Genomic DNA, 18241 nt, shown 5'->3' on the forward strand with positions numbered 1-18241 from the left:
GGGTGGACGTCGGCGGCACCGGCCCGGCGCGCGGGCGGTGCGAACCGCTGGAATCGGGAACGACCACCGGGGCGGCAGAGGCACGCGCAACAGACGGGAGAGCGGCCATGAGCGAGGAGCGGGCGCAGAGCGCGGAGAACGCGGACGGTCGGCGCGAGCCGGGCGGGGGAGCGGCGGGCGGCCGCGCGCACCCGGTGGCGCCCGCCGAGGAGACGCCCGAGGGCGTGGCGGCGCTGGCCGCCGACCAGCCCGACGGCGGCGCCGGCGCGCCCTCTCCCGCCCCCGGCCGCTCGGGCGGCCCGGCGTTCCCGGGCGCGGGCGGCAGCGGCACCGACCAGCTGCACATCGTTCAGGAGGGCCCGGTGCTGACCGTGACGTTCAACCGGCCCGCGCAGCGCAACGCCATGACCTGGGCGATGTACGACGGTCTGGTGGCGGCGTGCGAGCGCGCCGACGCCGACGACGCGGTGCGCGCCATGGTGCTCACCGGCGCCGGAGACGCCGCCTTCGTCGCGGGCACCGACATCGCCCAGTTCACCGACTTCACCGACGGCGCCGACGGCGTGGCCTACGAGGCGCGCCTGAGCGCGGTCGTCGACCGGCTGGCCCAGGTGCGGGTGCCCACGGTGGCCGCCGTGCGCGGCTACTGCGTCGGCGGCGGGCTGGCCGTCGCCGCCGCCTGCGACCTGCGCGTGGCCACCCCCTCGGCCCGGTTCGGGGTGCCGATCGCCCGCACGCTGGGCAACTGCCTGTCGGTGCGCACGCACGCGCTGCTGGCCGGCCACTTCGGCGCGGCCCGCACGCTGGACCTGCTGCTCACCGCCCGCCTCATGGACGCTGAGGAGGCCCGCGTCGCCGGATTCGTCACCCGAATGGCCGCCGAGGACGCGCTGGAGGCCGAGGTCGCCGCCCTCACCGACCGCCTGGCCGCCCACGCCCCGCTGAGCATGTGGGCGGCCAAGGAGTCGGCGCGGCGGCTGCGCACGGCCAACCTCCCCGAGGACCGCGACATCCTGGAGCGCGTCTACGGCAGCGCGGACTTCCGCAACGCCGTGCGCTCCTTCACCGCCAAGACCGCCGCCACCTGGGAGGGCCGCTGAACCGCGATACCGGGGGTCCCGGGAGCACGGAGGCGCCTTCGGGACGGGCACGGCCGGCGGTGACCGGGGCGGCGGAGACGGCCGCGCGGGTGCGCGGCGGGGCGAGCAGCGCCGCAGCGGAGGTCCGGGCCGCGCTGCGGGCCGTCGAGCGCGGGGACGCCCGCCTCAACGCCTTCGCCGAGGTGTGGCCGGAGGCCGCGCGGGCACGGGCGGCCGAGGTCGACGCGGCCCTGGCGCGCGGCGCGGACCTGCCGCTGGCGGGGGTACCGATCGGGGTGAAGGCGTGGGAGGGCACGCGGTCCCTTCAGGCGCGGCGGCTGATCGCGGCGGGGGCGGTACCGGTGGGCGCGACGTCGGTGCCCGGTCCGGGCACGCCGTGGCGGACCTGGGGCGCCACGGGCCGGGGCCGGACGGCCAACCCGTGGCGGGCCGACGTCAGCCCCGGCGGGTCCTCCGCCGGTTCGGGCGCGGCGGTGGGCGCGGGCCTGGTGCCGCTGGCCACCGCGAGCGACGGCGCGGGCTCGACCAGGATCCCGGCGGCGTGGTGCGGGGTGGTGGGCTACAAGCCAACCACCGGCCTGCTGCCCGCCCGCGACCCGGCGGGGCTCGCGATCGGCGGCCCCATCGCCCGATCGGTGGCCGACGTGCGGCTGTGGGCGTCCGTGGTCCTGGGCGCCGCCGCGGTCGAGCACGACGCCCGGCCGGGTGCGGGCGTCGGTGGGCCGCGCGGTCTTCGCGTGGCGTGGTCACCGGACCTCGGCTTCGCCGAGGTCGATCCGGAGATCGCCCGCGTCGCGCACGCGGCCCTGCTGCGGTGGGCCCGCCGCTCGCCCGCACCGGCCCTGGGGCGCCCTGGGGCGGCTTCGCCCCTCAACGCGGCGGGCGGCCCGCTTCCGCGACCGGGGGCGGCGGTCGGCGACGGCGGCGGCGCGGTTTCGGTAGGGGCGGCCGGGGGTTCGGTGCGGTCGGGGGAGTGGTCTCCTGGCGTCGATGAGGACGTGTCCGGCGTGCCGGCGCGGGGCAGCGGCCGGGGCTCGGGCCGCGTGCCGGGGTGGGGAGAGGAGCCCGGGCCCGTCGGCGAGGGCGTGGTGCCGGGGACGGTCGGCGGAGGCGGCGGCGCGGCCGGGTCCTTGGGCGGCCCGGCTCGTGGCGCGGCGGCTTGGTGTGGGCCGCAGGGCGTGGGCGGCGCGGTAGCGGGGGCGGACCGGACCGGTGCCGCCGGTCGCGGGGTGCCGTCGAGGACCGGGGCAGGGGCGGAAATCCGTGTTGTGGCGGTTGACCCCGGCTGTGTCGACCCGGCCGCGGAGTGGTTTGCCCGGCGGGCGGTACGCGGCGGCCGCGAAAGCCGTGCCGACCGCGCGGGGCGTTCCGCGCGTCCCGGCGGCACGGCCGAGGACCACAACAACAACCGCCTCGACGCCCTGTTCGCCTCCGCCGACCTGCTCGCCACCCCCACCACGCCGAACCCGCCGCACGGGCACGACGGCCCCGGCGACGTCATGTCGGTCGCCCTCACCTGGCTGTTCAACATCACCGGCCACCCGGCCGTCAGCCTGCCCGCCGGCTTCACCGCCGACGGGCTGCCCGTGGGCCTGCACCTGGTCGCCCCGCACCACCGCGACGCCCTGCTGCTGGCGGCCGCCGCCGACTACGAGGCCGCCTGCCCCTGGCCGCCGACATCTTCGCCGGTGCCCAACCAGCCGTCCCAGACGCCGGCGTAGCCGGGGACGCTCATCTCCCACACGTCCTCGACGACCAGTTCGAGCAGTTCGGCGCGCTGGTCCTCCGCGGGCCGGGCCAGCGCGTCGGCGGCGGCGAGCAGGTCCGACTCCCGGGCCGGGGGATCGCCGGCCGGGGACTCGATCACCGTGTAGCCGCCCTTGAACCGGGTGATCAGTTCGAGGTCGGTGCCGATGCGGCGCAGGACGTGGCCGTCGCGCTCCACGCAGGCGCTCTCCATCCCCTCGATGCCGCACGGGTCGTCGTAGCCCCCGTAGTCCGGGGACGCGTAGCCCTCGACCTCCAGTCGGCGGGCGGGGCCGGTGCCGCTGCGGTACACCGTGGCCAGCGCGTCAGGCGAGGCGTGCGCGGCGACCGGCGTCCACCCCTCCCGGTCCATCACCACGGAGTGGCCGATCACGGCCGCGACGTCGGCGCGGGCCTCGGCGCGCAGGTCGGCGGCGTACAGCGCCGCGGCCGCGCCGGTCAGCGCGGCGAGCAGCGCCGCGCTCGCCGCCGCCGCCCCGCGCAGCCAGGCCGTCCGCCGCGCCAGGCGCACCACCAGCACGGCCGTGCCCGCGCACAGCGGCGGCAGCCCGAGCCAGGCCCACGGCCACGGTGCCGTCGCCCACGAGGCGGCGACCACGGCCAGGGTGCCCGCCAGCGGCAGCGCGGTGACCGCCGCCGCCCAGGGGCGGGGGAGCCTGGCCCGCCGCAGCAGCGCGCCGAGCACCACCACCGGCGGCGCGGTCGCGACGAGGGAGACCACGGCGGCCGCGACCACCTCGTCCGCGTCGTAGGCGTAGGGGCGGTAGGAGAGGAAGGTCCACGCCGTCTGCGGCACGAGCAGCACCATCGGCCACAGCGCCCCGAGGACGCCGGCGGCGATCCGCCCGCGCGGGCGCGGGCGGCGCGGGCCGTGCGGCCCGTCCGCCGCCGGATCCGGATCCGCGCCGTGCTCCCGCTGCCGCATGTGTGCTCCCGCCTGTCCCGTCCGGCCGCTCCGGCGGCCTCTCGCCTCGCGCTGCCCCGCCCCGGGAGACCGCGAGGGTAGGACGCGCGCCTCCGCGATCCGGTTCTGCCCCCCTTCGTCCGCCCCCGTCCCGGCCTCCCGGGCGCCCCGGCCCGCCCGGCCGCCTTCGGGCGCGGCAGCCCCGGCGGGGCCGGGGATCAACCCGGCTCCCGCGATGTGCGCAGTTGCCGCACAGGCCCGATAATGGGCCGAAGTTCAAGTCGCGCGGCGCAAGGGAAAGGTAGGCGTATGGTGCGGGGGCCCGAACGGCCTGGTCACGCACCCCGAGCCCACCGGCCCTTGTCGCGAGCGGGTGGACCGCCGACCGTCTGGCAGTGGGCGTCGGCGGCGCGGAGCAGGAAACCGGTAGGGCGGGAAGGAGTGTCCTCCACCGGTGGAATCTGAACGCCAGGATCGGATCTGGAACCTCCTTGCCGACGAGGCTCGTCACCTCGGCGGCGGGATCTCCATCGACCTGGTCTGCAGCACCACCCGCCGAGTCCTCGCGGTCGACGGGGTCGGAGTGACCCTGATCGGCGCGGACACCGCGCGCGAAGTCGCCTGCGCTACGGATCAGCGGAGCCGGAGGCTGGAGGAATGCAGTTCATGCTCGGTGAAGGACCATGCCTGGAGTCGTTCGCCCTGGGCGCTCCGGTCCTGGCCTCTGACCTCGCCGCGGAGACCGCTCGGTGGCCGGTCTTCGCGCCGGCCGCCGTCGAGGCGGGCGCGCGGTCGGTGTTCTCCTTTCCCCTCCAGTTCGGAGCGGTCGCCATCGGCACCTTCGAGGTGCACCGGCGGACGGCCGGCCCGCTCAGCGGCGAGGAGTTGGGGAACGCGCTGCTGCTGGACTCCCACGGACGGGACGAGGGCACCGGGCACCTGGCGGACGCGCAGCCATGGCTCGCGCCGGACTACCACACCGAGGTCTACCAGGCGACCGGCATGTTGTCGGTCCAACTGGGGATCGGTCTGGACGACGCCTTGGCGCGGCTCCGCGCCCACGCGTTCGCCAACGAACTGTCCGTCTCCGCGGTGGCGCGCGAGATCCTGGCCGGGCGGCTGCGACTCGATGAGGGAGACGCTGATGGATAAGGCGCGAAGCCGTGGCCGCGTCACGACGGCCGTGACCCGGATCACCCCGCCTCCCGCTGGGAGCGCCCGGTGAGGGCCCCCGCCGCGGATCGCGGAATCAGTCTTCTCGCCGAACTGCTGAAGGCCATCGTGGCGGGTGACGGCGCCGCCGACACCCTCGCGATGCTGATGTCCCGGACCGTGGAGCTGATCGACGTGTCCTCGGCCGGGATCATCGTCGCCGACCCCCGCTGGGGGCTGCGGATACTCGCCGCCTCCGACGAACGCGCCGACATGGCCGACCTCTTCCAGGCCCACCACGGCGAGGGCCCGGCGGCCGAGGCCGTGGAGCGGGGCGGCCCGCTGGCGGCCGACCTGCGCGGCGCCGACGATCGCTGGCCGCGCTTCGGCCCGGCCGCCCGCGCCCTGGGCTACACCCACGTCCTGGCACTGCCCATCCGCCTCGACGGCCAGGCCGTGGGCGCCCTCAGCCTCTTCCGGGGCGCCGACGGGCGCCCCTGGGGCGAGGCCGAGGAGGTCGCGGGCCAGGTGATGGCCGACCTCGCCGCCATCACCCTGGCCCAGGAGCGGCCCGGCCGCCGGGCCGAGCGGCTGGCCGAGCGCCTGGCCGGCATGCTCAACGACCGGGGCACCATCGAGCAGGCCAAAGGGGCGCTGGCCGCTCACCTGCACTGCTCTCCGGAGGACGCCTACATCCTCCTGGCCGAGGTCGCGCGCGAGGAGCACTGCTCCGTGGCCGACGTCGCCGTGCGCGTGCTGGCCGGCGACGACGGTGCCATAGCGGGCGCGCGGCGCCGATTGTCCGAGCGCCGCCGGACCGCGACGGAGGGGTGATGGGGCTCCCGACGATGCACGAGGAGCCTGCTGGGCGCAGATCAGGACAAGGAGAAGCACTGCGAGGAGAGACGGAGCGCGCCCGGGCGCTGGCGGAGGCCGGCCGGCGGCTGGCGGCCCCGGGGGACACCTCGGCCAAGCTGTGGGAGACGGCCCGCCTGGCGGCGCGGACGGTCCCCGGGTGCGACCACGCCGGTATCACCCTGGTGCGGCGCGGCTCCGGGCTGGCCACTCCCGTCTACACCGGGCCCACGGCGCTGGCGGCCGACCAGCTCCAGTACGACCTGGACGAGGGCCCGTGCGTGGAGGTGGCGCGCGAGGGCGTCCGGTGGCGGCGGCTGGTCGACACCGCCTCCGACACCACATGGCCGCGGTTCGCCCGCGGCGTGCGCGACCTGGGGTGGGCAGCGTCATCTCCTGTGCGCTGCACGCGCCCAAGGGGGTGATCGGCGCGCTCAACCTCTACGCCGAGGCGCCGGGCTGCTACGGCCCGGGGGCGCGCGAGGTGGCGCTGCTGTTCGCCGCGCAGGCGGGATCGCTGCTGGCGGCCGCGCGGGCGGCGGACTCCCTGCGCCAGGCCATCCAGACACGCGAGCGCGTCGGCGTGGCGACGGGGATCCTGATGGAGCGGCACAAGATGCCGGCCGACCGGGCGCTGGAGCGGCTGGCGGAGGTGGCGCGGATGGAGGGCGTGCCCGTGCGCGAGGTCGCCGACCGCGTCATCGAGACCGGCCGCGACCCCGGGCGCGGGTAGCGGGGCGCGGGCGCGGGGCGCGGCGGGCGGTCGGCCCGCCGCGCCCCGCGCCGTTTGGCGCCCGGTGGCGACCGCACTGAACCGGGCGGGCCGCGCCGACGTCCTACCGGTGTCGTTGCCGCACGTCGAACCCCAGGAAAGGCGGACCCCGCCATGGCCCATCCCCCCAACCCCGCCCCGGCGCGCCGCCGCAGCCCCGTGCTCCTCGTGGGCACCGCCGTCTGCGGCTTCCTCGCCCTGGTGCTGCTGATCATCGGCACGGTCTTCGTCTTCCTGGCCCGCGCCGACTACTCCGGCCACACCGGCCGCGCCGAGGCGGTGGTCACCGACGTCGTGGTCACCGAGGACACCGACAGCCGCCCCGATCGCGGGCGCCGCGACCACGACGACGAGGACATCGACGTCTTCGTCGCCTACACCGCCGAGGGCCAGACCTTCGACCGCGCCGAACTGACCGGCCTCAACCCCTCCGACCACACCGTCGGCGAGACCCTGACCGTGGCCTACGACCCCGCCGACCCCGGCCGCCCGGTCACCGTGGAGAGCACTCAACCGGGCGCGTTCCGCGTCTTCGGCTACGTCGGCGCGGGCCTGCTGGCCGGCGGCGCCGTGGCCCTGGCGGGCGCGATCGCGTTCACCGCGGCCTTCCTCCGCCGCCGCTAGGCAGTGTTTTTTGATTTGGTGAGGTCGCGAAGCCAGATTCGGATGGAGGCGAGTTGGACGGTTCCGTCATAGACCGCAGCCCTCTTGTCGTACCTGGTCGCGACCGCCCTGTTCTGCTTGAGCAGGTTGATCGCGCGCTCGACGGTGTTGCGGCCCCGGTAGGCCTGCCGGTCGAAGGCCGGCGGCCTGCCTCCCCGTGATCCGCGCCTGCGCCGGTTGGCCCGCTGGTCGGCGGGCTGGGCGATGGTCGCCTTGATGCCGCGCGCCCGCAGACGGGCGCGTATCGCGGCCGAGGAGTAGGCCTTGTCGCCCAGCAGGCGGTCGGGACGGGTGCGGGGCCGGCCCCGGGTCCGCGGCAGCCGCAGCGCACCCATCAGCGGCGCGAACATCAGCGTGTCGCCGCGCTGGCCCGGGCTGGTTGCGATGGCAAGGGGGCGGCGGCGGGAGTCGGCGAGCAGGTGGATCTTGGTGGTCAGCCCGCCCCGGGACCGGCCCAGCGCTTCGGATCCGTCCCATTCCTCCCGGACCGCGTCCCCTTTTTCGCCGCTCCGGCGGCGTGGTGGTGGGCGCGCACCAGGGTGGAGTCGATTCCCACGTCCAGGGGCCGGCCGGTGGCGGCGTTGATACGCAGCCGCTCGGCGATCCTGTCCCAGGTGCCGTCCAGGCACCAGCGGCGGTGGCGTCCGGCGGCGGTTTCCCAGGGGCCGTAGCGTTCGGGCAGGTCGCGCCAGGGGATACCGGTTCTGGTCCGGTAGAGGATGGCGTTGATGACGCGGCGGTGGTCGGCCCACCGCTTGCCTTTGCGAGGGTGGGCGGGCATGAGCGGGGCGAGCAGGTCCCACTCGGCGTCGGTGAGTTCATGGCGTCGGACCATGGATCCCAAGGATTACCGAAGACCAGCCCGCCCCGCAGACCTTTCAAAAAACAGGACCTAGCCGGGCCCCGGTCACGGCGCCGTACGATACGCGCCGTGACCTGGACGGACCGGGTGAGCTGGGGGGACCCAGCGGCTTTCGGAGCTGTTTCCCGGCGGGCGCCCGCGGCCTCCTGCGCGCTGATTCCCTTACCCGGCCGGGGTTTCCGGCGGCCCGCGGGTCTGACCGCCCGCCATCCGTCCGCTGACCTGGGCCTCGATTCCGGCGTACCCCTATTGCGCTGCGGCGCGGTGATCTCTAACGTGATCTCCCCGCAGCCGCCGTGCCCCCGTGACCTGCGGTGACACAGGGAGGTCCGATCCTCTTATGTTTCCCTGATCGCAAGGAGCAGGCATGGCCCCCCGCCGTTTCCGGCTGTCCACCTTGTGGGCAGCGTTCCGCTCGCCGACGCAGAGGCCGTCTTCCGTGCCGTGAGCTCTGAGCTGGGCGACCTGGTCGCCCGCATCCCCGACGGCGAGACCGGAGAGCGCGACAACTGGGTGGTGTGGCAGCTTCCGCTGCTGCGGAGCCACCCTGACCTGGAGACCGTCCCGCCGATGCCCGAGTACGGGCCGGGTGTGCGGGTCAAGGTCCGCGAGGGGGCCGACCCCTCAGGCGTGGTGTTCGGGCACTTGGGCTATGCCCGCGCCGCGCTGGAGTCCTGGCCGGTCTTCGCCCGCCTCCAGGCCGAAGGCGTGATCCCCGCGCATGCCCGGTTCCAGGTCAGCCTGCCCACGCCGATCGCCGTGGTGGCCGCGTTCACCGCCGTGCACCAGGCGGAACTGGAGCGCGCCTACGAGGCACGCCTGCTGGCCGAGCTGGCCGAGATCACCGCGGCCGTCCCGGCCGACCGGTTGGCGGTGCAGTGGGACTGCGCGGTGGAGTTCGCCCTGCAAGAGGGCGTGTTCCCGGCGTGGTTCGGCGAGGACGACCCCGACGGGCTGCTGACCGGGATCGTCGAGCGCATGGTCCGGCTGGGCGAGGCCGTGCCCGCCGGCGTTCCCCTGGGCTACCACCTCTGCTACGGCGACTTCGGACACCGGCACTTCGTGCAGCCCGCCGACACCGCCCGCCTGACGGCCGTGGCCAACGGCGTCGCGGCGGGCCTGAGCCGACCGCTGGACTGGGTGCACCTGCCGGTGCCGCGCGACCGGGACGACTCCGCCTACTTCCTCCCGCTCAAGGGCCTGGCGCTGGCCGAGGAGACCCGCCTCTACCTCGGCCTGGTGCACGCGACGGACGGGGTCGAGGGCGGGCGCCGCCGACTCGCCGCGGCCAAGGAGGCGGTGCCCGCGTTCGGGGTGGCCACCGAGTGCGGACTGGGCCGCCGTCCCGCCGGCAGCTCCCCGGCCTGTTCGCGACCCACGCCGTACTGGCCCGCGAGGCAGCGGCGGCGGGCTGATTCCGCCCGGCGCCGCAGTGCGCCTCCGGCGCCGGCCACACGGCGAGGCCCCGGAACGGCCTGGTCGCCTACTCGACCGGCACGGTGCCCCGGCGCGGGCCGCCGGGTCCGCGCCGGGGCACCGTGCCGGCCCGCGCCGGGCCCGGCGGACGGTGGTGGCGCAGATCGACGTCCGCCACCACCGTGCGGGTCAGGGGCCCTGCACGACCGGATTGCTCAGCTCGCCCACGCCGGGGATGCGGCAGCCGGCGACGTCGCCGGGGCGGATGTGGGCGGCGCCGGGGGTGCCGGTGGAGATGATGTCGCCGGGGAACAGCGGCATCACCTGGCTGTGGAAGGCCACCAGGAACTCCGGCGAGTAGCGCATGTGCGCCACCGTGTTCACCCGGTGGTCGGCGCCGTTGAGCACGGTGGCGACCTCCAGGTCGGCCAGGCGCCCGGCCGCGGCCAGGACCTCCGACAGCGGCACGATCGCCGGGCCGAAGGAGAAGAAGCCCGGGAAGTTCTTGCTGCGGGTGAGGAAGCGGGGGTTGCGGGCCAGGATGTCCTCGGCGGTCTGGTCCAGGATCGTGCACACGCCCCACACGTGGTCCAGCGCGGCGTCCTCGCCGACGTCGCGGCACTCGCGGCCGATCACCACGCCCAGTTCGCCCTCGGCGGTGACCCGGTCGCTCTGGCGCGGCAGCGGGATGGCGTCGCCGGGGCCGATGATCGTGTGGTCGCCCTTCATGAAGGAGGCGGGCTCCTCGGGCACCGACTCGGTGAGGTCGGAGGCGTGCTCGACGTAGTTGAGGCCGATTCCCCAGATCTTGCGCGGGCGGGTGTAGGGGGCGGTGAAGACGGTGTCGCCCACGGGGGAGAACGCGGAGTCGGGCGCCGAGCGCACCGCCTGGACGAAGTCGCGTTCGGCGACGCTCTCGATGACGCCGAGCGCCGTGGCGGGGGCGCCGGGGACCACGTCGGCGACGGCGGCCAGGCCCCGGTCGCCGTCGACGACCACGGCGGTCTCGCCGCCTTCGCTGCGGACGGTCGCGAGGTACATGTGTCTCCTTCGGTCGGGGGTGGGGCGGATGGTCGGTGCGGGCGTGGGTGGGCGGGTGTGCGGTGGCGCGCGGGCGCTCCCGCGGGGCGGGCGTCCCGGCCGCCGGGGCGGCAGCGGCGGCCGGGACGCCGAGGGGTGGGCGGGAGTGGGGCCGGACCGACCCGGCCGGCCGCCTGGGCGGGCGGCGCTAGGGCAGGACGGGCACCAGGCCGCCGTCGACCAGCACGCTCTGCCCGGTGATGTAGGCGGCCTCCTCCCGGGCCAGGAAGCCGACCAGCGCCGCCAGCTCCTCGGGGCTGCCGTAGCGCCCGGCGGGGATCTGCGCCTCGGCGGCGCGCCGCACCTCCTCGGGGCCGGTGCCCTGCCGCTCGGCGCGGCGCGCGTCCAGCGTGCGCACGCGCTCGGTGTCGATGCGGCCCGGCGAGACCATGTTGACGGTGATGTTGTCGGGCGCCAGGTCCACCGCCAGCGACTTCACCAGCCCGGCCAGCGCGGGCCGGAAGACGTTGGACAGCACCAGCCCCTCCAGCGGGCGGCGCACGCTGGAGGACCCGATGATCACGACGCGCCCGAACCCGCCCTCGCGCATGGCCGGCAGCGCCGCGCGGATCGCGGTGACCGCGCTGCGCAGGGTGAGCCGGTAGGCGGTGTCCCAGGCGGCCAGGTCGACGTCGGCGAAGTCGCCCGGGGGCGGGCCGCCCGCGTTGACGACCAGCACGTCCAGCCGGCCGTGCCGGGCGACGGCGCCCTCGACCAGCCGCTCGACCTCCTCGGCCACGGAGACGTCGGCGCGCTCGCCGGCGACCTCGCCCAGGTCGCGCAGGCCCGTGACCGCCTCCTCCAGCCGGCCGGCGTCGCGTCCGCAGACGGTCACCGCCGCCCCGTCGCGCAGCAGTTGGGCCGCGCAGGCGCGGCCCAGGCCGGCGGTGCCCGCCATGACCACCGCCGCGCGGCGCGGGGTGTTCGCTTCCACCATCGTGCTCCTCCTCGGGTCGTGTGCTGTGCGGCGCCGGGCCGCGTTCAGTGCGCGCCGACCGCGGCGGCCGTGCCCGGTACGGTGTAGCGCTCCACGGCCTCGGTGTCGAAGGCGAAGCCGAGGCCGGGTGTGTCGGGCAGCACCAGGCGGCCGCCGCGCACGGCCAGCTGGGTGTCGACCAGCCGGCGGAAGTTGAGCACCGCGTCGTCGGGGAAGAACTCCACGAACGTGCAGTTGGGGATGGCCGCCACCAGGTGGACGTGCAGGTCGTGGAACCAGTGCGGGGCCACCGGCACCCCGTAGGAGGCGGCGGTGGCGGCGATCCGGCGGAACTCGGTGATCCCGCCGCACACCGCCGCGTCGGTCTGCAGAACGGCCGCGCCCTGGCGGTCCAGCAGCTCCTTGTGCCGCCAGCGGCCCGCCTCGATCTCACCGGTGGCCACCGGCACCCGCGTCGCGGCGGCCAGGCGGGCGTGGTTGGCGATGTCGTCGGGGCTGAACGGCTCCTCGATCCAGTAGGGGTCGTAGGGCGCCAGGCGCTCCACGGCGCGCAGGGCGGTGGGCAGGTCGCTCCAGGCGTTGTTGGCGTCGAGCATGAGCAGCACGTCGGGGCCCACGGCCGCGCGGGCGGCGGCGACCCGGGCCTCCTCCTCGGCGGGGGACAGCCGGCCGACCTTCATCTTCACGGCGCCGAAGCCCTCGGCGACGTAGCCGGCCAGCTCCTCGCCCAGCATCTCGGGGGTCTTGCCGTCGAGGTAGTAGCCGCCGCTGGCGTAGGCGGGCACGGACTCGGCGTGGTAGCCGCCGAGCAGGCGGTGCAGGGGGAGGCCCAGCGCGCGGGCGTTGCGGTCCCACAGGGCGATGTCCAGGGCGCTGAGGGCGCGCATGACCGAGCCGGTGCGCCCGTGCAGCAGCGCCTCCTGGTACATGTCCGCCCAGATCCGCTCGACCAGCAGGGGGTCGCGGCCCAGCACCACCGCGCCCAGCAGGTCGGTGACGGCCGCGCGCACCACCTCGCCGCCGCTGCTTCCGGCGTAGCAGAACCCGCGGCCCTGCACGCCGTCGTCGCCGGTGACGGTCACCAGGACGTAGTCCCGCGCGGTCACCTGCCGGGTGGCGAACGAGGTCGGCCGCTCCAGCGGGACCCGCGCCACGCGCGCTTCGACGGTGGAGACGGTTACGTGGTCCGGCATCAGCACTCTCCCTGTTTCCGCCGGCCGGCGGAGTCGCGGGTGGTGGTCTCGGCGGGCCGCGGACGGCCGGCGGGACACTGTATTTGGAATTTGGTATTCCATGTGCCCTTGTTGTGGTCCGGAAGGCAATGTACCTTGCGTCACATGGACGCGCTAGCCCCGATGCGTGCACACGGGCCCCTGAAGAGCTCGCGGATGAGCGAGACCGCCTACGAGGCGATCGAAGGCGCCATCGTGCGCTGCGAACTGCCACCGGGCACCCCGCTGGTGGACCGGCAGCTCTCGGAGGTGCTGGGGGTCAGCCGCACGCCCATCCGCGACGCCATGCAGAACCTGGAGGCGGCGGGGCTGGCGGTGCGCGTGCGCGGCCGCTACTCGGTGGCCGGGTTCGACGTCGAGGACGTCCGGGAGCTGTACCAGGTGCGCCGGCTGGTGGAGCCGGCCGGGCTGGAGCACCTGGCGCGGGACTGGGACGAGGAGGTCGTCGACGAACTCGCCGGCTTCTTCGCCTCCGCCGCCCAGCCGGGGCCGCCGGGGCCCTACGAGGAGTACCTGGCGCGCGACCACGCCTTCCACAAGCGGATCGTCGACCTGACCGGCAACTCCCGGCTGATCCGCTTCTACGCCATCAACGAGAAGCAGATCAACCGCATCCGCCACTACCTGGCGCCCGGCTACGAGGGCCGGATGCGCGAAGTCGTCAACGAGCACAAGGACGTCTGCGAGGCCATCGGCAGGAAGGACCTGGACGCGGCCCGCGACGCACTCATCGGCCACCTGCGCGCCGGTGAGGAGACCATGATCAAGTTCCTCGCGCAGCAGCGGAAGCGGACCCAGGGCTGAAGCCCTGGCGCCGGGACCCAAACGGCCCCGGACCGCTCCGCCGACCGCGCCGCCTTTCCGCAGGCCCACTGCCCCCGGTGTGCCGTTCCCCAAGGAGGCGAGATTTGGCATGCCCGAAAACAAGGTAACGCCGGTGCCACCGGCGATCGGCCGCCGCCGGTTCCTGCGCGTCAGCGGACTGGGCCTGGGCCTGGTCGGCGCCGCCGGCGCGGGCGGGCTGCTCACCGGCTGCACCGCCGACGGCGCCGCGAGCGCCGGCTACCCCGAGCGCCCCATCCAGGTCATCATCGCCTACGCGCCCGGCGGCGGAACCGATGTCGGCGCCCGCATCCTCCAGCCGTTCCTGGAGGAGGAGCTGGGCGCCCAGATCCAGATCGTCAACCGCCCCGGCGGCGGCGGGTGGGCCGGCTGGAACGAGATCGTGCGCGCCGAGCCCGACGGCTACACCATCGGGTTCATCAACTCGCCCAACTTCATGACCGGCTACCTCGACCCCCGGCTGGGCCGGACCGACGTGTCGGTGGAGTCCTTCACGCCCATCGCCAACCAGGTCACCGACTACGGCGCGATCGCCGTGCACCCCGACGACGACCGGTTCTCCGACATCGGGGAGCTGATGGCTTACGCCGAGAAGCATCCGCTGATCGTGACCTCCACCGGCGTGGGCAGCGACGACCACTACGCCTCGCTGGCGCTGAGCGACCGCTACAGGACGCGCTTCAGCGTGCTGCACAACGAGGGCTCCTCCGACGGCATCTCCGACCTGCTCGGCCGCAACGCCGACGTGGTGTTCGCCAACGTCGGCGAGGTGATGTCCCAGCACGAGGACGGCAAGGTCAAGGTGGTCGCGGTGATGCGGGGCGGCAAGGAACGCTCGCCCTACCTGCCCGACGTGCCCACCATGGCCGAGGCCGGGTTCGAGGGCGTGGAGTCGTGGTCCTCGCGCGGGATCGCCGGACCCGCCGGGCTCGACCCCACGATCGTGGAGACCCTCAGCACCGCCTGCCGCAAGGCCATCAACAACCCCGAGCACATCGACCAGCTCGGCAGCCAGGGCCTGGAGGTCGACTACAAGGCCCCCGACGACTACGCCCGCATGCTCAAGCGCGACGACAAGTCCACCCGCCGTCTCGGCGAGAAGTACATCTGGGGCCCCGAAGCGGTCTGACACCCGCGGCGCCGCCCTGCTCCGCGGCCGCCGCGCCCCGCACCCCAGCGGACGGCCCGCCCCGCGCGGCCCCGCCGCCCGCCCGCCTGCGGCCCGCCACCACCGGGGCCGCGTGAGGAGCTGATACCCCGTGCAGACGTCAACCCCGACACGGCCGCCCCGGCGGCGGCCGCTGACCCCCGACACGGTCCTGGGCCTGGTCCTGGTCGTGCTCTCCGCCGTCTTCCTCGCCGCGACCCTCGGGCTGTCGGCCGAGGCCGCGGCCTGGCCGCGCGGCGTGCTCCTGGCGCTGGCCGCGCTGGGCGCCGCGATCGCCGTGCGCGGCCGGCGCGCGCCCGCCCAACCCGCGCCCCCGGCCGGCGGCACCGACACGGCCCCCTCCGCCGAACCCGACGCCGACGCGGTCGCCGCCGCGGCCGAGGCGCGCGACCCCGAGGGCGCCGGCGACGGCGACTGGCGCCCGGCGGTGCTGCGCCGCCCCGCCATCGCCCTGGGGATCATCGTGGCCTACGTGGCGCTGCTGGAGGTGGCCGGCTTCCTCGCCGCCACCGGCCTCTACCTGCTGGCGCACCTGTGGTTCAACGGGGTGCGCGACTGGCGGGTGTTCGCCGGGGTGGCGGTGGGCGTGGTCGCCTTCATCCACTTCCTGTTCGCCTACGAGCTGAGCGTGCCGCTGCCCGCCGGCATGCTCTTCGAGTAGGGGGCCGCCATGGACTCCGCGCTGTTCCTCGACGCCCTGGCCAACCTGTTCACCGTCGAGGTTTTGCTGGCCATCACCGCCGGCGTCGTCGGCGGCATCGTCATCGGCGCCCTGCCCGGCCTCAGCGGCACCATGGGCATCGCCCTGCTGGTGCCCATCACCTTCGGCATGGACCCGGTCGCCGGGATCTCCATGCTCGCCGCCATCTACACCTCGGCCACCTACGGCGGGTCGATCTCGGCCATCCTGATCAACACGCCGGGCACCCCGGCGGGCGCGGCCACCGCGCTGGACGGCTACCAGCTCACCCGCCAGGGCAAGGGCGCCAAGGCGCTGGCGGTCTCGGCCATCGCCTCGATGGTCGGCGGCGTCGTCAGCGCGTTCGCGCTGCTGCTGCTGGCCCCGCCGCTGGCGCAGGTCTCGCTGGCGTTCTCCGCCCCCGAGTACTTCCTGCTCGCCGTGTTCGGCCTGCTCATCATCGGCAGCCTGTCGGCCGGCTCGCTCCTCAAGGGGTTCGCGGCCGGCGTGCTGGGGCTGCTGCTGGCCACCGTGGGCATCGACATCCTCACCGGCTACCCCCGCTTCACCTTCGGCACGACCGCGCTCCAGTCGGGGATCGAGCTGGTGCCCGCGCTGATCGGCCTGTTCTCGCTGTCGCAGGTGCTGATCCTGGCCGAGGGGCGCGAGGGCGCCACCGAGGCCATGACCAAGGGCCTGCGCGGCCGCGCCCTGCCCACCCTGGCCGAGCTGAAGCGGATGGCGGGCACCGTGGTCCGCTCCTCGGGGATCGGCGTGTTCGTCGGCATCCTGCCCGGCGCCGGCGGCGACATCGGCTCCTGGGTCGGCTACAACGAGGCCAAGCGGTTCTCCAAGGGCGCGGAGAAGGAGGAGTTCGGCCGCGGCTCGATCAAGGGCGTGGCGGCGGCGGAGTCGGCCAACAACGCGGTGACCGGCGGCGCCATGATCCCGCTGCTCACCCTGGGGATCCCCGGCAGCTCGGCCACGGCGGTGATCCTGGGCGGCCTGCTCATCCACGGCATGCAGCCCGGCGGCGCGCTGTTCACCGAGCAGGCCGACACCACCTACGCGATCATGCTCGGGTTCCTGCTGGCCAACATCCTGATGGGGATCATCGCCATCGTCGGCGCGCGCTACTTCGTCATCGCCACCAGGGTGCCGATGTCGGTGCTGGTGCCGATCATCGTGGCGCTGTGCGTGGTGGGCACCTACGCGGTCAACAACAGCGTCGCCGACGTGTGGGTCATGCTGGTGGCCGGGCTGGTGGGCTACCTGATGCGCAAGGTGGGCGTGCCGCCCGCGCCGATCGTGCTGGGCCTGATCCTGGGCGCCATCGCCGAGAAGGGCGTGCGCCAGTCGCTGGTGATGGCCCAGGGCGACGTGCTCGGCTACTACCTGTCCCGGCCGCTGTCGCTGGTGCTGCTGGGCCTGATCCTCATGTCCCTGCTGGCGCCGGTGCTGGCCAAGCGGATGCGGCGCAGCGTGCCGCGGAACGCGGAGGTCGAGGCGTGAGAGGCGTCCCGCTGGCCCGCATCCGCCGCCGCCTGCCCTCGGCCGCGCTCGCCGACCCGGCCGCCCGGGCCTACACCGAGACCGCCGCGCTGCTGCGCGGGGCCGGGGTCGGCGCCGGGGCGACGGTGGCCGTCACCGCCGGCAGCCGCGGCATCCACGGCATCGCCGAGGTGCTGGCCGCCGTGGCCCGCGCGGTCGCCGACGCCGGCGCGCGGCCCGTGCTGTTTGCGGCCATGGGCAGCCACGGCGGCGGCACCGCCCAGGGCCAGCGGGACGTCCTGGCCGCGCTGGGTGTCACCGAGCGGGCCGTCGGCGCGCCGGTGAGCTGCTCGGACCGGGTGGTCCACCTCGGCGAGACCGGGCCGCCGCTGCCCGGACTGCCGGTGTACTTCGCCGCGGAGGCCGCGGCGGCCGACGCGATCGTCGCCGTCAACCGGGTCAAGCCGCACACCTCCTTCCACGGCCCGCACGAGAGCGGCCTGCTGAAGATGCTGACCGTGGGCGCGGGCCGGGCGCGCGGCGCCGCGATGGTGCACCGGCTGGGCTGGGCGCACATGGTCGACGCCATCGCGGCCATCAGCGCCGTGGTGCTGGAGCGGCTGCCCGTCATCGGCGGCGTCGCCCTGGTGCAGGACCCCTACGAGCGGCTGTCGGTGGTGGAGGCGGTGCCGGCCGACCGCCTCGCCGACCGGGAGCCGGAGCTGCTGGAGCGCGCCCGCGCGCTGCTGCCCCGGCTGCCCGTGGACGACCTGGACGCCCTCGTCGTGCGCGAGATGGGCAAGACCTACAGCGGCTGCGGCATGGACACCAACGTGATCGGGCGGCTGCGGCTGGAGGGCATGGCCGAGCCCGACCGGCCGCGCATCCGCTGCCTGGGCGTGCTCGACCTGTCGCCCGACTCCCACGGCAACGCCACCGGGGTGGGGCTGGCCGACTTCACCACCGAGCGCCTGGCCGCCGCCATCGACCGGGAGGCCACCTACCTCAACTGCCTGACCAGCGGCGGACCGCAGCGGGCGGCGGTGCCGATGACGTTTCCCGACGACGCCGCGCTGCTGGACGCGATGGGGCGGATGCTGCGGCCCGCCGACGAGGCGCTGGTGCGCATGGCCGTCATCGACAACACCCTCGCCCTGGACGAGATGTGGGTGTCGGAGGCGGTGCTGGCCGAGGTGGAGGCGGCCGAGGACATCGAGGTGCTGGACCGCCGGCCGGGCCCGGAGTTCGACGCCCGGGGACGGCTGGTCCTGTGACGAGGCGCCGGCCCGGAGGGGCCGGCGCGGCGGGAAACGACGACGA

At 75.3% G+C, this 18241-nt stretch carries 18 protein-coding genes; 12 read left to right on the forward strand and 6 right to left on the reverse strand.

Annotated features, from left to right (window positions below):
* The first annotated feature begins 107 nt into the window (after nt 1-107).
* Together HNR12_RS26035 and HNR12_RS29645 are read left to right on the forward strand one after the other, a co-directional pair.
* Entirely contained in the window at nt 108-1100 is a 993-nt protein-coding gene (locus tag HNR12_RS26035) for an enoyl-CoA hydratase/isomerase family protein (protein WP_179770013.1), read from the forward strand.
* A 59-nt stretch (nt 1101-1159) separates the two neighbouring features.
* Complete coding sequence (locus HNR12_RS29645) at nt 1160-2821, forward strand: amidase family protein (RefSeq protein WP_179770014.1); 1662 nt, start codon at nt 1160-1162, stop codon at nt 2819-2821.
* Here the strand turns inward: HNR12_RS29645 and HNR12_RS26045 are convergent.
* Nucleotides 2749-3792, reverse strand: a complete 1044-nt coding sequence (locus HNR12_RS26045) for a hypothetical protein (protein ID WP_179770015.1) — start codon at nt 3790-3792, stop codon at nt 2749-2751. The genes HNR12_RS29645 and HNR12_RS26045 overlap by 73 nt on opposite strands.
* Before the next feature lie 645 nt (nt 3793-4437).
* On the opposite strand from HNR12_RS26045, the gene HNR12_RS26050 reads away from it, so the two are divergent.
* The 5 genes from HNR12_RS26050 to HNR12_RS26070 all read left to right on the forward strand — a co-directional run bounded on the left by HNR12_RS26050 (nt 4438) and on the right by HNR12_RS26070 (nt 7174).
* Entirely contained in the window at nt 4438-4923 is a 486-nt protein-coding gene (locus tag HNR12_RS26050) for a GAF and ANTAR domain-containing protein (protein ID WP_179770016.1), read from the forward strand.
* 69 nt (nt 4924-4992) lie between these two features.
* On the forward strand, nt 4993-5757 hold the full coding sequence (locus HNR12_RS26055) for an ANTAR domain-containing protein (RefSeq protein WP_179770017.1): 765 nt from the start codon (nt 4993-4995) through the stop codon (nt 5755-5757).
* The gene (locus HNR12_RS26060; RefSeq protein ID WP_179770018.1) at nt 5757-6203 is read left to right on the forward strand and encodes a hypothetical protein; all 447 of its coding nucleotides are present in this window, start codon (nt 5757-5759) and stop codon (nt 6201-6203) included. Before HNR12_RS26055 ends, HNR12_RS26060 begins: the two co-directional genes overlap by 1 nt.
* A complete protein-coding gene (locus HNR12_RS29305) occupies nt 6200-6511 on the forward strand; it encodes an ANTAR domain-containing protein (RefSeq protein ID WP_179770019.1) in 312 nt (103 codons plus the stop codon). The genes HNR12_RS26060 and HNR12_RS29305 overlap by 4 nt, the downstream gene beginning before the upstream one ends.
* Nucleotides 6512-6664: 153 nt before the next feature.
* Complete coding sequence (locus tag HNR12_RS26070; protein WP_179770020.1) at nt 6665-7174, forward strand: DUF3592 domain-containing protein; 510 nt, start codon at nt 6665-6667, stop codon at nt 7172-7174.
* Here the strand turns inward: HNR12_RS26070 and HNR12_RS26075 are convergent.
* The 5 genes from HNR12_RS26075 to HNR12_RS26095 form a co-directional block, all read right to left on the reverse strand.
* Nucleotides 7171-8048, reverse strand: a protein-coding gene (locus tag HNR12_RS26075) for an IS5 family transposase (RefSeq protein ID WP_394353923.1) whose coding sequence is annotated in 2 segments (ribosomal slippage) — nt 7171-7677 and nt 7680-8048 — 876 coding nt in all. Because the reading frame shifts where the segments join, the coding sequence is not laid out codon by codon here. The two genes, HNR12_RS26070 and HNR12_RS26075, sit on opposite strands and share 4 nt — an antisense overlap.
* A 651-nt stretch (nt 8049-8699) precedes the next feature.
* Nucleotides 8700-9320, reverse strand: a complete 621-nt coding sequence (locus tag HNR12_RS26080; RefSeq protein WP_179770021.1) for a hypothetical protein — start codon at nt 9318-9320, stop codon at nt 8700-8702.
* A 360-nt stretch (nt 9321-9680) separates the two neighbouring features.
* The gene (locus tag HNR12_RS26085; RefSeq protein ID WP_179770022.1) at nt 9681-10532 is read right to left on the reverse strand and encodes a fumarylacetoacetate hydrolase family protein; all 852 of its coding nucleotides are present in this window, start codon (nt 10530-10532) and stop codon (nt 9681-9683) included.
* A gap of 187 nt (nt 10533-10719) precedes the next feature.
* Nucleotides 10720-11508 carry an SDR family oxidoreductase gene (locus HNR12_RS26090; protein WP_179770023.1) on the reverse strand — a complete coding sequence of 263 codons (789 nt, stop codon included), beginning with the start codon at nt 11506-11508 and terminating at the stop codon, nt 10720-10722.
* A 44-nt stretch (nt 11509-11552) separates the two neighbouring features.
* Complete coding sequence (locus HNR12_RS26095; RefSeq protein ID WP_179770024.1) at nt 11553-12701, reverse strand: mandelate racemase/muconate lactonizing enzyme family protein; 1149 nt, start codon at nt 12699-12701, stop codon at nt 11553-11555.
* A 195-nt stretch (nt 12702-12896) separates the two neighbouring features.
* Here HNR12_RS26095 and HNR12_RS26100 point away from each other — a divergent pair, with 195 nt between their 5' ends.
* The 5 genes from HNR12_RS26100 to HNR12_RS26120 all read left to right on the forward strand — a co-directional run bounded on the left by HNR12_RS26100 (nt 12897) and on the right by HNR12_RS26120 (nt 18195).
* A complete protein-coding gene (locus HNR12_RS26100; protein ID WP_179770025.1) occupies nt 12897-13544 on the forward strand; it encodes a GntR family transcriptional regulator in 648 nt (215 codons plus the stop codon).
* Nucleotides 13545-13653: 109 nt separating this feature from the next.
* A complete protein-coding gene (locus HNR12_RS26105; protein ID WP_179770026.1) occupies nt 13654-14712 on the forward strand; it encodes a tripartite tricarboxylate transporter substrate binding protein in 1059 nt (352 codons plus the stop codon).
* Nucleotides 14713-14842: 130 nt separating this feature from the next.
* Nucleotides 14843-15412 carry a tripartite tricarboxylate transporter TctB family protein gene (locus tag HNR12_RS26110; protein WP_179770027.1) on the forward strand — a complete coding sequence of 190 codons (570 nt, stop codon included), beginning with the start codon at nt 14843-14845 and terminating at the stop codon, nt 15410-15412.
* A 9-nt stretch (nt 15413-15421) separates the two neighbouring features.
* Nucleotides 15422-16942 (forward strand): tripartite tricarboxylate transporter permease, encoded by a 1521-nt coding sequence (locus tag HNR12_RS26115; protein ID WP_179770028.1) that lies wholly within the window; start codon nt 15422-15424, stop codon nt 16940-16942.
* A complete protein-coding gene (locus tag HNR12_RS26120) occupies nt 16939-18195 on the forward strand; it encodes a DUF362 domain-containing protein (protein WP_179770029.1) in 1257 nt (418 codons plus the stop codon). Before HNR12_RS26115 ends, HNR12_RS26120 begins: the two co-directional genes overlap by 4 nt.
* Nucleotides 18196-18241: the final 46 nt, after the last annotated feature.

The sequence above is a fragment of the Streptomonospora nanhaiensis genome, from assembly GCF_013410565.1.
Classification (GTDB): domain Bacteria; phylum Actinomycetota; class Actinomycetes; order Streptosporangiales; family Streptosporangiaceae; genus Streptomonospora; species Streptomonospora nanhaiensis.

Excerpts from the sequence above, each read along its gene's own strand:
- HNR12_RS26100 (WP_179770025.1), top strand. The coding sequence starts at position 12,897 with ATGAGCGAGACCGCCTACGAGGCGATCGAAGGCGCCATCGTGCGCTGC.
- HNR12_RS26090 (WP_179770023.1), bottom strand. The coding sequence starts at position 11,508 with ATGGTGGAAGCGAACACCCCGCGCCGCGCGGCGGTGGTCATGGCGGGC.
- HNR12_RS26045 (WP_179770015.1), bottom strand. The coding sequence starts at position 3,792 with ATGCGGCAGCGGGAGCACGGCGCGGATCCGGATCCGGCGGCGGACGGG.
- HNR12_RS26085 (WP_179770022.1), bottom strand. The coding sequence starts at position 10,532 with ATGTACCTCGCGACCGTCCGCAGCGAAGGCGGCGAGACCGCCGTGGTC.
- HNR12_RS26060 (WP_179770018.1), top strand. The coding sequence starts at position 5,757 with ATGGGGCTCCCGACGATGCACGAGGAGCCTGCTGGGCGCAGATCAGGA.
- HNR12_RS26115 (WP_179770028.1), top strand. The coding sequence starts at position 15,422 with ATGGACTCCGCGCTGTTCCTCGACGCCCTGGCCAACCTGTTCACCGTC.
- HNR12_RS26035 (WP_179770013.1), top strand. The coding sequence starts at position 108 with ATGAGCGAGGAGCGGGCGCAGAGCGCGGAGAACGCGGACGGTCGGCGC.
- HNR12_RS26050 (WP_179770016.1), top strand. The coding sequence starts at position 4,438 with ATGCTCGGTGAAGGACCATGCCTGGAGTCGTTCGCCCTGGGCGCTCCG.
- HNR12_RS26070 (WP_179770020.1), top strand. The coding sequence starts at position 6,665 with ATGGCCCATCCCCCCAACCCCGCCCCGGCGCGCCGCCGCAGCCCCGTG.
- HNR12_RS26095 (WP_179770024.1), bottom strand. The coding sequence starts at position 12,701 with ATGCCGGACCACGTAACCGTCTCCACCGTCGAAGCGCGCGTGGCGCGG.
- HNR12_RS26105 (WP_179770026.1), top strand. The coding sequence starts at position 13,654 with ATGCCCGAAAACAAGGTAACGCCGGTGCCACCGGCGATCGGCCGCCGC.